The sequence below is a fragment of the Bradyrhizobium huanghuaihaiense genome (assembly GCF_025200885.1).
GTDB classification, from domain to species: domain Bacteria; phylum Pseudomonadota; class Alphaproteobacteria; order Rhizobiales; family Xanthobacteraceae; genus Bradyrhizobium; species Bradyrhizobium huanghuaihaiense.
In genome coordinates this window covers 7974204-7987431 of sequence record NZ_CP104172.1, presented here as the reverse complement: position 1 = coordinate 7987431, position 13228 = coordinate 7974204, and the positions used below count along the sequence as shown (strand labels likewise).

General features: G+C 58.3%; 10 protein-coding genes. 9 read left to right on the top strand and 1 reads right to left on the bottom strand.

Annotation, left to right across the window (positions count from 1 at the left end; genetic code table 11):
• Nucleotides 1-349 precede the first annotated feature (349 nt).
• Nucleotides 350-1294: a transcriptional regulator NodD1 gene (nodD1, locus tag N2603_RS37600; protein ID WP_260386138.1), complete on the bottom strand. Its 945-nt coding sequence runs from the start codon at nucleotides 1292-1294 to the stop codon at nucleotides 350-352.
• A gap of 835 nt (nucleotides 1295-2129) precedes the next feature.
• Between nodD1 and N2603_RS37595 the strand changes: the two genes are divergently transcribed.
• The 9 genes from N2603_RS37595 (at nucleotide 2130) to N2603_RS37555 (ending at nucleotide 12486) form a co-directional block, all read left to right on the top strand.
• Entirely contained in the window at nucleotides 2130-2762 is a 633-nt protein-coding gene (locus N2603_RS37595; RefSeq protein ID WP_260386137.1) for a NodA family N-acyltransferase, read from the top strand.
• Nucleotides 2759-3418, top strand: coding sequence for a chitooligosaccharide deacetylase NodB (nodB, locus tag N2603_RS37590; RefSeq protein WP_260386135.1), 660 nt, complete (start codon nucleotides 2759-2761; stop codon nucleotides 3416-3418). The genes N2603_RS37595 and nodB overlap by 4 nt, the downstream gene beginning before the upstream one ends.
• A 17-nt stretch (nucleotides 3419-3435) precedes the next feature.
• Nucleotides 3436-4812 carry a chitooligosaccharide synthase NodC gene (gene nodC / locus N2603_RS37585; protein WP_260386134.1) on the top strand — a complete coding sequence of 459 codons (1377 nt, stop codon included), beginning with the start codon at nucleotides 3436-3438 and terminating at the stop codon, nucleotides 4810-4812.
• Between the two features lie 11 nt (nucleotides 4813-4823).
• The gene (nodS, locus tag N2603_RS37580; protein ID WP_260386133.1) at nucleotides 4824-5453 is read left to right on the top strand and encodes a nodulation methyltransferase NodS; all 630 of its coding nucleotides are present in this window, start codon (nucleotides 4824-4826) and stop codon (nucleotides 5451-5453) included.
• Between the two features lie 13 nt (nucleotides 5454-5466).
• Complete coding sequence (gene nodU, locus N2603_RS37575) at nucleotides 5467-7176, top strand: nodulation protein NodU (protein ID WP_260386132.1); 1710 nt, start codon at nucleotides 5467-5469, stop codon at nucleotides 7174-7176.
• Nucleotide 7177: 1 nt separating this feature from the next.
• The gene (gene nodI / locus N2603_RS37570; RefSeq protein ID WP_425248945.1) at nucleotides 7178-8098 is read left to right on the top strand and encodes a nodulation factor ABC transporter ATP-binding protein NodI; all 921 of its coding nucleotides are present in this window, start codon (nucleotides 7178-7180) and stop codon (nucleotides 8096-8098) included.
• A 3-nt stretch (nucleotides 8099-8101) separates the two neighbouring features.
• The gene (locus N2603_RS37565) at nucleotides 8102-8890 is read left to right on the top strand and encodes an ABC transporter permease (RefSeq protein WP_260386130.1); all 789 of its coding nucleotides are present in this window, start codon (nucleotides 8102-8104) and stop codon (nucleotides 8888-8890) included.
• 296 nt (nucleotides 8891-9186) lie between these two features.
• A complete protein-coding gene (locus N2603_RS37560) occupies nucleotides 9187-11214 on the top strand; it encodes a carbamoyltransferase family protein (protein ID WP_260424350.1) in 2028 nt (675 codons plus the stop codon).
• Between the two features lie 159 nt (nucleotides 11215-11373).
• Nucleotides 11374-12486, top strand: a complete 1113-nt coding sequence (locus N2603_RS37555; protein ID WP_311740754.1) for a nodulation protein NodZ — start codon at nucleotides 11374-11376, stop codon at nucleotides 12484-12486.
• Nucleotides 12487-13228: the final 742 nt, after the last annotated feature.

The window sequence follows — 13228 nt, the reverse complement described above, 5'->3', positions numbered from 1 at the left end:
CCAGCGCCGTGAGTTCGCCAAAGCGTCCAGTCGACGGTCGCGTAGCGCAGCGTTAGTCACGGCGGCCAGCCTACAACCTGACGCAGTGTGCGGTTCAAGCGATTTTATCGGGCAAGGCAAACATTATTGCACCGGAGGAAGCGTGTTTTGCCGCGATAGTGCCGGACGTCGCTGGTGCAAGCACCCCAAACCGGACCTTCGAGGTCACTACGCTCGCTACTCGGCAAGTCTTCGCAACCAATCGCCATCTCTGGCAGCTTCGCCCCGGAGACGTTGAAGTGACGAAAGCGGCCGAGCATGTCGAAGGATTGTTAGCGTATTTGTAACGTGCCGAGAGCCGCTGATGGTTCTAGCAGCGCCGGCGAGTTGGAGGCTCCTGAGGCCCAGATGCCATGTTGGATGCTTCCTCCAGCAATATCCGCCGCATCCAGATGCTCGCCGGGTCGGTATTTTGGAATGCAGGCCACTGCACAGCCTCGGTGAATGTGGGCAGCGGGAGCGGTGGTTCGACGATCCGCAGTGGCATCCGCTGTTCGAAGTGTTTGGCGAGTCGTAAGGGCATTGTGCCGATACGGCGCGTGTCTAACACTATGGGCGGAATCAGGCTAAAGCCCTGCACAACGATCTCAATGCGTCTCTTGACGCCGTGCTCAAGCAAGAACCATTCTTCGAGGTTTGGTCTGAGCGCCCGTCCGAACTTCGCCGTAACGTGGCCCATCGACATGTATTTCTCGAACGTAAGTTGCCGCGATAGCTGCTTGTTCGCGCGGCATCCCACGCATACGAGGGTCTCATCGAACAGCGTTGCCTTAGGATGCGCGCTCGACATGAACAGTTCCGGCAGAATGAGAAAGTCGACCTCGCCCCGGCGGAGCAGCTCATCGGGTTCATCGGAAAATGGCAGCAATTCGAAGCGCACCGCGGGAGCTTCCTGTGCAAGACGGTCCACAATCTTGCGCAAAAAGACGATCGTCATGAAATCGGAGAGAATGATCCTGAAGCGTCGGCTCGACTGAGTCGGGTCGAAAGTGTCCCGTGATATGATTGAGAGTTGGATGTGCAGCAGCGCCTCGCGAACCGGACCGGCAAGCGCCTCCGCGCCAGGTGTCGGGACGAGCTCGCGACCTCTCATGGTAAATAGCTCATCGCGGAAATAGGTGCGCAGCCGCCCAATCGCAGCGCTCATAGCCGGCTGGCTCAGGTTGATTTTGCGCGCCGCCGCTGTGAGGTTGCGTTCTGTCATCAGAGCATCGAGCGCAACGAGAAGGTTTAGATCAAGTCCCTTGAACCGCATCTTGTGAGTCTATCCATCGGGTGGATGTGTTCCATCGGAACTATCGATTTTACCAAAGCGCGGGATGTTGGATAGCAAACATCAGTTTGAAAAAGTAATCGGGCATATGACGATGGCTGCTGCTCGTTCACGCGGGCTGAGAGAGCAACTCCTGGACGTTCGAGCTGCCGCCGCTTGCGTTTCGAGAGCGGCTATGGGCGCGCCGTGCGAGCCGCGAAGCGTCTTCTCTGTGCGAAGCTCGCTCGAGCAAGACGTCCGGCGCACCTCGATAAACGTTGGTATGCGTGTTTCATCCCTTTCCATATTGCAGGTTTACCCGCGTACACTTGAGAGTGCGTTCAGCGGCATTCTAGTGTCGCGACATAGCGGCAGGCGCAGATTGCGGATGCCAAGTAATTCAGGCGGCTCTCCAGATGGCTGGCCTGTCCACCGCAATCACGGCGTGTAGAAGATGCATAAGGACCACTGTGAGCTGATGCCACTCCGATGCACCATCGTCGAGGCCCCGCGCATCGAAGACCAGCCCTCAGACGTTAAAGCGCCGACAGCGATGCTAGACGAAGCGGAAAAGCTCCGTGGTGCAGACATGCTCTCACCAGTCCAATCGCCTCGTCGGCATCTTTCGGCGTATCTCGCGCAGGGCGTTGGCCGGATCACGAGCGCGAACCATGCGCTCGCTTCATCGCGAGCGAAGGCGCACGGCGCGGTGCAGGCGGGCAGTGCCGCGCTCCGGCGGGTCATAGCAGCGCATTTCACTGTCGACCAGCGCTTCGGCGACTAGCGAGTTCAAGTGACCATTTCCGCTCTTCATTCCACTGGCGCAAGGAAGCCCGCCATGAATATTGCCGTATCCCGGACTGCGGAAGCTCCTCCTGCACGCGCTCAAGTGCAGTGGAGCTGTCGCTGGGAAAGCGAATTGCAGCTTACCGATCATGCCGAACTCGCCGAGTTCTTCCGCAAGAGTTACGGGCCGACAGGTGCGTTCAATGCGCAGCCATTTGAGGGCAGCCGAAGTTGGGCCGGAGCGAGGCCTGAGGTCCGCGTTATCGGTTACGACGCGCGCGGGGTAGCCGCTCACCTCGGGCTACTTCGCCGCTTCATCAAGATTGGTGGTGTCGATCTCCTCGTTGCCGAACTGGGGTTGTATGCGGTGCGTCCGGATCTCGAAGGGCTGGGAGTCAGCCACGCGATGCGCGTGACGTATCCGCTACTGCATGAGCTTGGGGTTCCGTTCGGCTTTGGTACGGTCCGGCCTGCGCTTGAGAAACATATGACCCGACTGGTCCAAAGGCGGGGGCTCGCCACCCTCATGTCTGGCATTCGCGTCTGCTCCACGCGTCCCGATGTCTATCCCAACTTGTCGCCGATCCGCATCGAAGACGTGATCGTCCTGGTCTTCCCGGTCGGACGCTCGATAAGCGAGTGGCCGACGGGGACAATGATCGATCGGAATGGGCCTGAGTTGTGAAAGAGCATCTCCCCCTATCTGCTGTCCGTTGCGATTATGCTGACGCGGCCGGAAGTCGCCCCGTCTATTTAACGTTCGATGACGGGCCAAATCCATTTTACACGCCAGAGGTGCTCGATGTCCTAGCGCAACATGGGATTCCGGCGACGTTCTTCGTAATCGGCACGTACGCGGCCGAACAACCTGAACTCATTCGACGAATGATCGCGGAAGGGCACGAGGTTGCGAACCACACGATGACGCATCCGGACCTATCCCGATGCGGACCAGCGGAAGTACGCGATGAACTTCTGACGGCGAGCGAGGCGATCCGTTCGGCGTGCCCGCAGGCCTCACCCAGGCACATGCGAGCACCTTACGGCATGTGGACGCAGGATGTGCTCGCTGTGTCAGCGAGCGCCGGTCTCACAGCTGTGCACTGGTCCGTCGATCCAAGAGATTGGTCCCGACCCGGTGTCGATAGAATTGTGAATTCAGTACTGGCGAGTGTTCGTCCGGGTGCAATTGTGCTCCTGCACGACGGATATCCTCCTGATGAGGAGCGACCGTGCACTGATGCCACGCTGCGCGATCAGACCGCGATGGCCCTGTCACATCTGATCCCGGCATTACAACGGCGCGGGTTTGTAATCCGTCCACTCCCTCAACTCCACTGAGCCAAAACTGACACCCTATGGATCTGCTCACTACAACCAGTGCTGTAACTGTTTCGTCTTATGCGTTGCTCTCGACCATCTACAAGAGCGCGCAAGCGCTTTATGCCCAACCGGCGATTAGCTCATCGCTGCACGACAACCTGGAAGGATCGGAGGTGGTCCTTCCCAGTGTAGACGTCATCGTGCCGTGCTTCAACGAGGATCCAGTCACGCTCGCCGAATGTCTGGAGTCGCTTGCGAGTCAAGACTACACCGGAAAGTTACAGGTCTATGTGGTCGACGACGGATCTGCAAATCGTGACCTTGTCGCGCCCGTGCACAAAATCTATGCGAACGATCCGAGATTCAGCGTCATCCTGCTGGCCAACAACGTTGGAAAACGCAAGGCGCAGATCGCTGCGATACGTAGCTCATCCGGTGACCTGGTGCTCAACGTCGACTCGGATACGATACTTGCCGCCGACGTTGTCACGAAGCTGGTATTGAAGATGCGTGACCCGCAAATCGGCGCGGCCATGGGTCAGTTGATTGCGAGCAATCGTAGCCAAACCTGGCTAACCAGGCTGATCGATATGGAATACTGGTTGGCGTGCAACGAAGAGCGCGCGGCCCAGGCGCGGTTCGGTGCCGTCATGTGCTGCTGCGGTCCATGTGCCATGTATCGTCGCTCCGCGCTCGCCTTGCTTCTTGATCAATACGAAGCGCAATTCTTCCGTGGAAAGCCGAGCGATTTCGGCGAGGATCGCCATCTAACGATCCTCATGCTCAAGGCGGGCTTTCGGACCGAATACGTCTCGGACGCGATCGCAGCAACGGTCGTCCCGGACCGCCTTGGGCCATATCTACGTCAGCAACTCCGCTGGGCCCGCAGTACCTTCCGGGATACGTTTCTCGCATTGCGCTTGCTGCCGGAGCTCGATAACTATCTGACGCTAGACGTTATCGGGCAAAATCTCGGTCCGTTGCTTCTCGCCCTTTCATCACTGGCTGCGGTCGCGCAGGTCCTAATCGTAGGGTCTGTACCCTGGTGGACGGGATTGACGATTGCAGCAATGACCATGGTCCGGTGCAGTGTGGCAGCCATTCGTGCTCGCGAACTGCGGTTTCTCGGCTTCTCGCTCCACACACCGATCAATATCTTTCTCTTACTTCCTTTGAAGGCCTATGCGCTTTGTACATTGAGCAACAGCGATTGGCTATCGCGCAAGGTCGCCAATGTCCCGGTCGAAGGGGAAAAGGAATCTGTCATCCTGCACCCGAACGCGGGACGAAGTGCTGCAAGTAAATGGGGAATGTCCAGTACAAGTCGTAAGGCGAGGATTTCCCAGTCTCCATCGAGCCTGACGGCAACAGAGAGTGTTTGCGGTAGCGATCGTTCGACTGCCTGCAAATAAGTAATTGGCTCATGATTCAGGACGCAAACCATCAGCTACTAGTGCGAGAGCTGGCTGTCGACGATCCATGGCGGCTCGACAGTAGTTCCTTCGAACAGGAGCGATACGCGCAAATGCTCCGGATGTCGCGTTGCAACGGAGATGTTTCGTGTGCCCTCGAAGTAGGGTGTGCAGCCGGTGCATTCACGGACATGCTGGCTCCGCTATGCGAACGGCTCATCGTTGTCGATGTCATGCCGCAGGCGATCGAGCGAGCACGACTACGAACCAGGAAGTGGTCACATATCACCTGGGTGAACTGCGACATTCAGCGGTTCTCGACCACTGAACAGTTCGATTTGATCGTCGTGGCTGAGGTTCTTTACTACCTCAAGGACATTGTCGAGATGCATGCGGCTATCCGCAACCTGGTGAGTATGCTTGCGCCAAATGGAGCTCTGATTTTCGGGTCGGCACGGGATGCCACGTGTCAACGATGGGGGCATGCTGCTGGTGCAGAAACCGTGATCGCTCTCTTCAACGAGGGACTGTCGGAAGTTGAACGTCTGCACTGCCACACCGAGTCGATCAACGAAGACTGCTTGATCGTCCGGTTCCAGAAGCCGGGTCACTCGTCAGATCAATCAAACGTGGACCACTAGACCAGGGGATCGTATGCGTATCTGCGGCATCAAAGTAACACATGACGGGGCAATTGCGGTCGTCGAGGACGGGCGGCTTGTCTTTTGCACCGAGCAAGAGAAGCGCGGCAACGGTCCACGCTACCAATCCGTCGAGAATCTCGATGCAGTCGTGCTCGCCTTGGCGGAGCACGGCCTGGACCCGCAGGATATCGATCAGTTCGTCATCGACGGCTGGGATGGGGAGATTGAGTCGCAGTTCCAGGTCCTAAGCGGAGCTGTGCCGATCGCGCTGAAAGGGGCACCATATGTCGAGCGCCATGCTGAGGGCCTTCTTGATTCCGTGGACGGCTTTGGCCTGATCCTCAGAGGCAAGGTGTTTCCATATAAGAGCTACCCGCATGTCACAGGCCACGTCGCATCAGCATATAGCACCAGTCCCTTTGCCGGCGCGGGAAAACCCGCGTTCTGTCTGGTATGGGACGGCTGCATCTTTCCACGTCTTTACTATGTCGAACCTCGGGGGGCACGGCTGATTGCATCCCTGTTTCCGATGATCGGACATGCCTATGCTGCCGCGGGCCTTCACTTCGGCCCGTACAGGCAGCCGAATCGCTCCAGTTGGGATTTGGGCATCGCCGGCAAGCTGATGGCTTACATCGCGCTTGGCTCTGTCGACGAAAGCATCGTCGCAGTCTTTCAGGAGCTCTATGAAAAGCGCTTCGCCGCTGACACGGAGGAGGCTCGTCGCTGCCGCGCTGAGATCAACAATCCCGAAGCGTCTCTTGCAGCTCTGCACGACTTCTTCGAGGCAAGCGCTTTGCGCCTGACAGCGAAGCGAGCGGAGGACGTCCTCGCGTCGTTTCATGTGTTCGTGGAACGTCTTCTTGTCAAGGAAATGGCGGTGGTTCTACTGCAACACTCGTCGCTTCCGGGAGCGAGAAATCTATGTATCGCCGGAGGTTGTGGTCTCAACATCAAGTGGAACAGCGCGCTTCGTGCGACTGGATTGTTCGATGATGTTTGGGTGCCGCCGTTTCCGAATGACAGCGGCTCGGCAATCGGCGCTGCTTGCGGCGCGATGGCGGCGCAAAATGGCTTCGGGCCATTGGAATGGTCAGTCTACAGTGGTCCGGGCCTGCAGGACAGCGAGCTTCCGCCGGATTGGGAGGCGGCGCCGTGCAGTCTGCGTGAACTTGCGGCGATTCTCGCGGACGATAAGCCGGTTATCTTCCTTTCCGGGCGCGCCGAACTTGGGCCGCGGGCGTTGGGCGGCAGAAGCATTGTTGCAGCCCCGACCTCCCCGGCAATGAAGGATCATCTCAACGACATCAAGCGTCGCGAGTACTTCCGACCGGTGGCGCCGATCTGTCTGGAGGATCGAGCGCCGGAGATTTTCAGCCCCGGTACGCCAGATCCCTACATGCTGTTCGATCACCAGACCCGCGCGGAATGGCGCGACAAGGTCCCCGCTGTCGTCCATCTCGACGGTTCGGCGCGGCTACAGACAATCTCCCGCAACTCTCCGCACAAAGTCGCCGAGCTTCTCGTCGAATTTGAAAAACTTACCGGCATTCCGCTGCTCTGTAATACGAGTGCCAACCTCCACGGACGTGGCTTCTTCCCCGATGCTGCCGCGGCATGTGAATGGGGACGCGTTGAACATGTGTGGTGCGACGGCCTGCTCTGGACCAAAACGGTCGTAGGGAAGCCATCGTCGGCTGAACGACTTTTGCCGGCCTAAGGTGAACATGTCCACCGTAGCAGTCGACCTTGCCGGGGTAAGTAAGTCATTCGGCGGCAAGCTCATCGTCAATGAGCTGTCGTTGTCGGTTGCCCGCGGAGAATGCTTCGGCCTGCTCGGGCCGAATGGAGCTGGCAAGAGCACGACTGCACGTATGCTTCTCGGCATGATCTCGCCGGACGCGGGCAAGATTACAGTCCTGAATGAGCCTGTACCTGCACGTGCCCGGGTAGCACGTGTGCGAATCGGCGTGGTGCCGCAGTTCGACAACCTCGAACTAGGATTCACCGTAAAAGAGAACCTGCGGGTGTTTGGCCGCTACTTCGGCATGAGCGCCCGCAAGATCGAGGCGGTCGCTCCCTCGCTGCTCGAGTTTGCGCGCCTCGAAAGCAAGGCGGATGTGCGTGTCGCCGAGCTGTCCGGCGGCATGAAACGGCGGCTGACGCTGGCGCGCGCACTGATAAATGACCCCGACCTGCTCGTGATGGACGAGCCGACGACCGGTCTCGACCCACATGCACGTCACCTGATCTGGGAACGCCTGCGAGTTCTGCTTGCGCGTGGCAAGACGATTCTCTTGACGACGCACTTCATGGAAGAGGCCGAGCGCCTATGCGATCGGCTGTGTGTGCTTGAGGGGGGACGCAAGATCGCCGAAGGCAAGCCTGACGCCTTGATTGACGAGCATATCGGCTGCGACGTGATCGAGATCTATGGTGGTAATCCACATGAGCTCAGTGAGCTGATCAGGCCTCATACGCGAAACGTCGAAGTGAGTGGAGAGACGCTGTTTTGTTATGCGGCACATCCGGAGCAGGTACGCGCGGAACTGCGCGGGCGAGCGGGCCTTCGCGTTCTGCAGCGCCCGCCGAATCTCGAAGACGTGTTCTTGCAGCTGACCGGGCGCGAGATGGAGAAATGATCGATGGGTGAAAACTATGCGGCGGTGATGCCGGCTAACGCGTACAACTGGATCTCAGTGTGGCGTCGAAATTGTCTTGCGTGGCGGAAAGTCGCTCCTGCGTCGGTACTCGGAAGCCTTGCAGATCCTCTAACCAATCTATTCGGCCTGGGGCTTGGCCTTGGCGTAATCGTGGGGAGCGTCGACGGTACCTCGTATGTCGCGTTTCTGGCGGCGGGCGTGGTCGCGACCAGCGCGATGACTTCCGCGACCTTCGAAACTCTCTATGCGACCTTCGCACGCATGGACATGAACCGCACCTGGGAGGCGATCCTGTCCACGCAGCTCACGCTTGGCGATATCGTGTTAGGTGAGCTGGTCTGGGCGGCCAGCAAGTCCGTTCTCGCCGGAACAGCAATCGGCACTGTCGCTGCCACGCTTGGTTATGCCTCCTGGCCGTCCATCTTCTATGCAATGCCAGCTGTCGCCCTTACCGGCCTTGTCTTCGCCAGCCTGGCGATGGTCGTCATATCTCTCGCACCAAGCTACGACTACTTCGTGTTCTACCAGACGCTTGTGCTAACGCCTATGATGTTTTTGTGTGGCGCGGTCTTTCCGATGAACCAATTGCCGAGCTCGTTTCAGCACTTCGCCGGCTTGTTGCCCCTCGCACATTCTGTCGACCTCATTCGGCCTGTGATGCTTGAGCGCGGCGCCGGCGACGCTGCTCTGCACGTCGCCGCGCTGTGCATGTACGCAGTATTTCCTTTCTTCGTGTCGACGGCACTCCTTCGGCGGCGCCTGCTCCGTTGACATGAAGTGCCGCAAGAGCAGACCAAACTCGATGAATGCGGGCTCTCGATGCCCTTTGCCGCAGCATGAGGCGATTCGAACCCTCGCGGCTGCGCTGATTGCTAAAGGAGGCGATCAAGCCGGGGAGTAGGGCCTGTTGGTTCGAGACGCCACAACCTCAATAGGCGCTAAGCAAGGAGACGGACTTGGACGCTTGGGCGTGCTGTCTGTCCCTTGCAGCCGCCGGAGCGTGACAGGACAGATAACGTAGGGGGAATGGCAGCTGGCCTTTCCGTAATGATCAAATGGAGAGCGAGATGTTGTGTCTGGGAATAAGTGGTGGTCTAGACAGAATTTTTGAAAGTTCGCCTGAGTTGCCGAATACATTTCTGCACGATGGCGCTGCCGTCCTTGTGCGGGATGGCCGCGTGATCGCTGCCGTCGAAGAGGAGCGGCTCAATCGGGTCAAGCATTCCAACAAGTTCCCGAGCAACGCGATCCGATACTGTCTTTCTAGTGCAGGCGTTGAGCTTGGCGATATCGACCGGATCGCCTTTTATGCAACCGAAGCCTACTGCAACGCCATGCTCGAGCAACAGTTTGTTTCTCGGCCGGTTGAGTTGAACGCCAAGCTGTTGGCGCGGCATCTGCTGGCACAGGTGTTCGGTACCGATGTCGATGCGTCGCGGGTTTCATTCGTGAATCACCATGAAGCCCATGCCGCGAGTGCGTTCGCGATGTCCGGGTTCGAGCAAAGCCTCATTTTCGCGGTCGACGGCGGAGGCGATTTTTGTTCCGGTCTACTGGCGGTGGGGTCTGGTACCGAAATTACGCAGCTCGCAAGCTTCCCAGAAAGCGACTCTCTCGGGCTGTTCTATCTCGAGACGATCCGATATCTCGGCTATGGACTATTCGACGAGTACAAAGTCATGGGGCTCGCCCCCTATGGTGACCCCGCTCCCTATCGCGAGCTCTTCGCGCAGTTCTATGAACTGTTGGACAACGGTGGCTATCGCCTCCACCTGGACCGTATAGGGCCGGCCCTGATCCGCAATATCGAGATCCGGCGAAAGGGCATGCCATTCACGCAGCAGCATCGAGATGTCAGCGCTACGCTGCAGGAAGCGCTGGAGCGGATCATCTTTCACATCCTGCGGCACCATCGCGAAGCGACGGGTATGGCGCGTTTGTGTCTGGCTGGAGGGGTTGCTCACAACTGTACGGTGAACGGTAAGCTACTCTATTCGGGGCTTTTCGAGGACATATTCGTTCAACCCGCTGCACACGACGCCGGTTGCGCCCTCGGCGCTGCATTGATGATGTCAAACGAGCTGGGCCAGCCTGCGCCGCGCGAGCGACAGCGGGAGGTCTATTGGGGGCCTGATCTCGGAACCGAGCAAGCGGTGGAACACGAGCTCAATGCATGGTCCGGCCACCTCGATATTCGACGCAGTGACGACATCGCAGCCAGTGCGGCTGACTGGATGGCAAATGGTGCTGTGATCGGTTGGGTTCAGGGCCGTTCTGAGTTCGGACCACGTGCGCTTGGCAATCGCAGCATTCTCGCGGACCCCCGGCCGGCAGAAAACAAGAACCGGATCAACGCGATGGTCAAAAAGCGTGAGGGCTATCGTCCGTTTGCCCCATCCGTGCTGGAGGAGGATGCAAGTGAGTTCTTTGAGCTCCCAGGCGGCAAGCGTGAGTTTCCCTTCATGAACTTCGTGGTTCGTGTGCGTGAGGCCCACCATAGCGTGCTCGGTGCGGTCACCCATGTTGATGGTACTGCTCGGCTGCAAACGGTCTCGCGCAACTCAAACCCTGCCTATTGGGATGTCATTAATGCATTCAAGAAGCGAACCGGCATCCCGGTTCTTCTAAACACGTCCTTTAACAACAATGCTGAACCGATCGTAGATTCTGTTGCCGACGCGATCGTAACGTTTTTGACGACTGACCTGGACGGACTTGTCGTTGGACCATTCCTCGTCAGCAAGCGCGCGGCAGCGCTGCAGGATTGGTGCACATTGAGCGTTTCATTACCGCCGTATGCATCGCTTCATCGAGTCCGCTCCCACGTGGCGGAAGATCGTCAGGAAACGGTCTGCGAGATCCGCACGGGACATTCGGGCGGCGACGGCGTACGCATATCACATGAGCTTTTCGAGCTGCTGATGCGGATCGAGGGGGAGGCGTCGCTCGGTGATCTTCTCGACACAACCATGTTGGACCAGGCCAAACGCGAAGATCTCGTGAAGGAACTGCGGTTCGTCTGGGAGCAGCGCCGCGTTCGGCTGCATCCCCCGCGAGCGGCGTGCGGCCACAATAAGGTGAAAAGCGAAACATAGCCGTCATGAGCATGGCCTGCCGATGCCTGCAAGTGAGGGAGCCAGGCCATCCGACGCACAGGGGTCATCGGGCACCCGACTCCGGGCACGTCGACGCAACACCGCTGAGGAAGAAATGGAAAGTTCGAGAGAACGCGGCAGATCAGGGATAGCGCTGCTATGAAGTTCTACCGACGCAGCTCGCCGGCGGCGCGATTTCAGGCGATGGGCTCGGACGAGATGATACGTGAGATTTCTGCAATGGCGTCTGTTGTCCAACCAGGAGCCCGGGAAGAGGAAATGCGGATGCTTAGCGGCTCGAGGAAGGACCGGTTCGTCGTTTCCCGGCGACGTACGGGGTTCGGCGATTGCCTGTGGTCACTGGCGGCAGCCTGGCGTTTTGCAAAGCAGACGGGGCGGACGCTGGCCATTGATTGGCGGGGATCTTGTTATCTCGATGACCCATTCACCAATGCCTTTCCAGTTTTCTTCGAACCGGTTCAAGACATTGCTGGCGTGCGGGTGATTTGCGGTGACGAGATCAACCAGTGTTCATTTCCGGGACCATTTTTCCCGACATGGTGGAACAAGCCATCCATCGATTGCGTCTATCGGCCGGACGAGCAGATTTTCCGGGAACGCGACGAACTCGATCAACTGTTCCAAAGTCAAAAAGATAGCGACGCTAACACGGTTGTGTGTGACGCCTGCCTGATGTGGCGCTGCGATCAGGAGGCCGAACGAGAAATCTTTCGGAGCGTCAAACCACAACCTCAAATTCAGGCCCGGATTGATGCTATCTACCGCGAGCACTTTGAATCGTACAGCGTAATCGGCATCCATGTCCGGCATGGCAACGGCGAGGATATCATGGGGCATGCGCCCTACTGGGCTGACCCGGAGCGCGCCTTGCGACAGGTCTGTAATGCCATTGATAAGGCAAGGGGGTTATCCCACGCAAAACCCGTGAGGGCTTTCCTTTGCACGGACAGCGCGCTCGTCGTTGAGAAGATTTCGACTATATTCCCTGATGTTTTCACGATCCCAAAACGATTTCAGGCGCCTCAGGCTGGGCCATTGCACAACGCGGCACTCGGAGCCGAGGGCGGCTTTTGCGCCCTCATCGAAATGTATCTCCTTGCGCGCTGCGACACCGTGATCCGTTTTCCCCCGACGAGCGCCTTCACCCGCTACGCGCGTCTCTTTGCCTCACGCGTTATAGAATTCGATTTGAATGATCCGAGCCGATTGATCTTGATTGAAGAAAAATCGAAAGATTTCGTAGCTTCATGAAAGTCGTAGCCCGATTGATCGACCTGATTGCCGCTCTTTGCATCCAGCGGTACTGGCAGTTCTTTTCGGGGCGGCAATTGTCTGTCCAAAGGGATGCTCTGCCGCTTTCCAGCGGAGACCAGAACGATACGTGCTAAAGCTCGACGTCGACAACAATGGCGTCAACGTGCTGCCGCCGCGTTAAACAAGTGGAACACTTCTTCGTCTTCGCCTCGGGGGACCGGCAAGTCGAAACTAATCAGTCGTCGATCGCGGATGAACATTCGAAAGGGTCGCCGTTCAGCCGGCGAGTTCCGTCGTGGCGGTCGGGCGCTCGCAGGTGCGGACGGGCGCTCTCGGGATCCGGAAACGTCAGCACGCCAGGTCGTGATCCGGAATCAATCCGCCCGGCGGTGTGCCAGTGCTAGACAGCGCAGGACGCGATGAAGTCGGCATCAGTTGCCGGCGAACCTAACGTACGAAGCTGGTAACGTCAGTTTTCGAGCTAACGCGGCTACTGGCCGTGGCCATTATCCTGATCGATCGTTGCTTCGACGAGAGGCGCTGGCCTCCGCTGGCTCTTCCGCTTGTGCAATCAGGAGATAACATGCGGCTTGCAGCCTGGTCTTGACGCAGGCAAGTGTGCTCGTGACATTACGTAGCTGATGCGCCGTCACTGTCACAAAACAAACGCTCCGTGTCTTGAACCCGCCAAGTATTCCGCGTGCGCGACATTAGGACGCAAAACGGAAACGGATTTACC

Coding starts and splice junctions, on each gene's coding strand:
- nodD1 (WP_260386138.1), bottom strand. CDS start 1,294: ATGCGGTTCAAGGGACTTGATCTAAACCTTCTCGTTGCGCTCGATGCT.
- N2603_RS37595 (WP_260386137.1), top strand. CDS start 2,130: ATGAATATTGCCGTATCCCGGACTGCGGAAGCTCCTCCTGCACGCGCT.
- nodC (WP_260386134.1), top strand. CDS start 3,436: ATGGATCTGCTCACTACAACCAGTGCTGTAACTGTTTCGTCTTATGCG.
- nodS (WP_260386133.1), top strand. CDS start 4,824: ATGATTCAGGACGCAAACCATCAGCTACTAGTGCGAGAGCTGGCTGTC.
- nodU (WP_260386132.1), top strand. CDS start 5,467: ATGCGTATCTGCGGCATCAAAGTAACACATGACGGGGCAATTGCGGTC.
- N2603_RS37565 (WP_260386130.1), top strand. CDS start 8,102: ATGGGTGAAAACTATGCGGCGGTGATGCCGGCTAACGCGTACAACTGG.
- N2603_RS37560 (WP_260424350.1), top strand. CDS start 9,187: ATGTTGTGTCTGGGAATAAGTGGTGGTCTAGACAGAATTTTTGAAAGT.
- N2603_RS37555 (WP_311740754.1), top strand. CDS start 11,374: ATGAAGTTCTACCGACGCAGCTCGCCGGCGGCGCGATTTCAGGCGATG.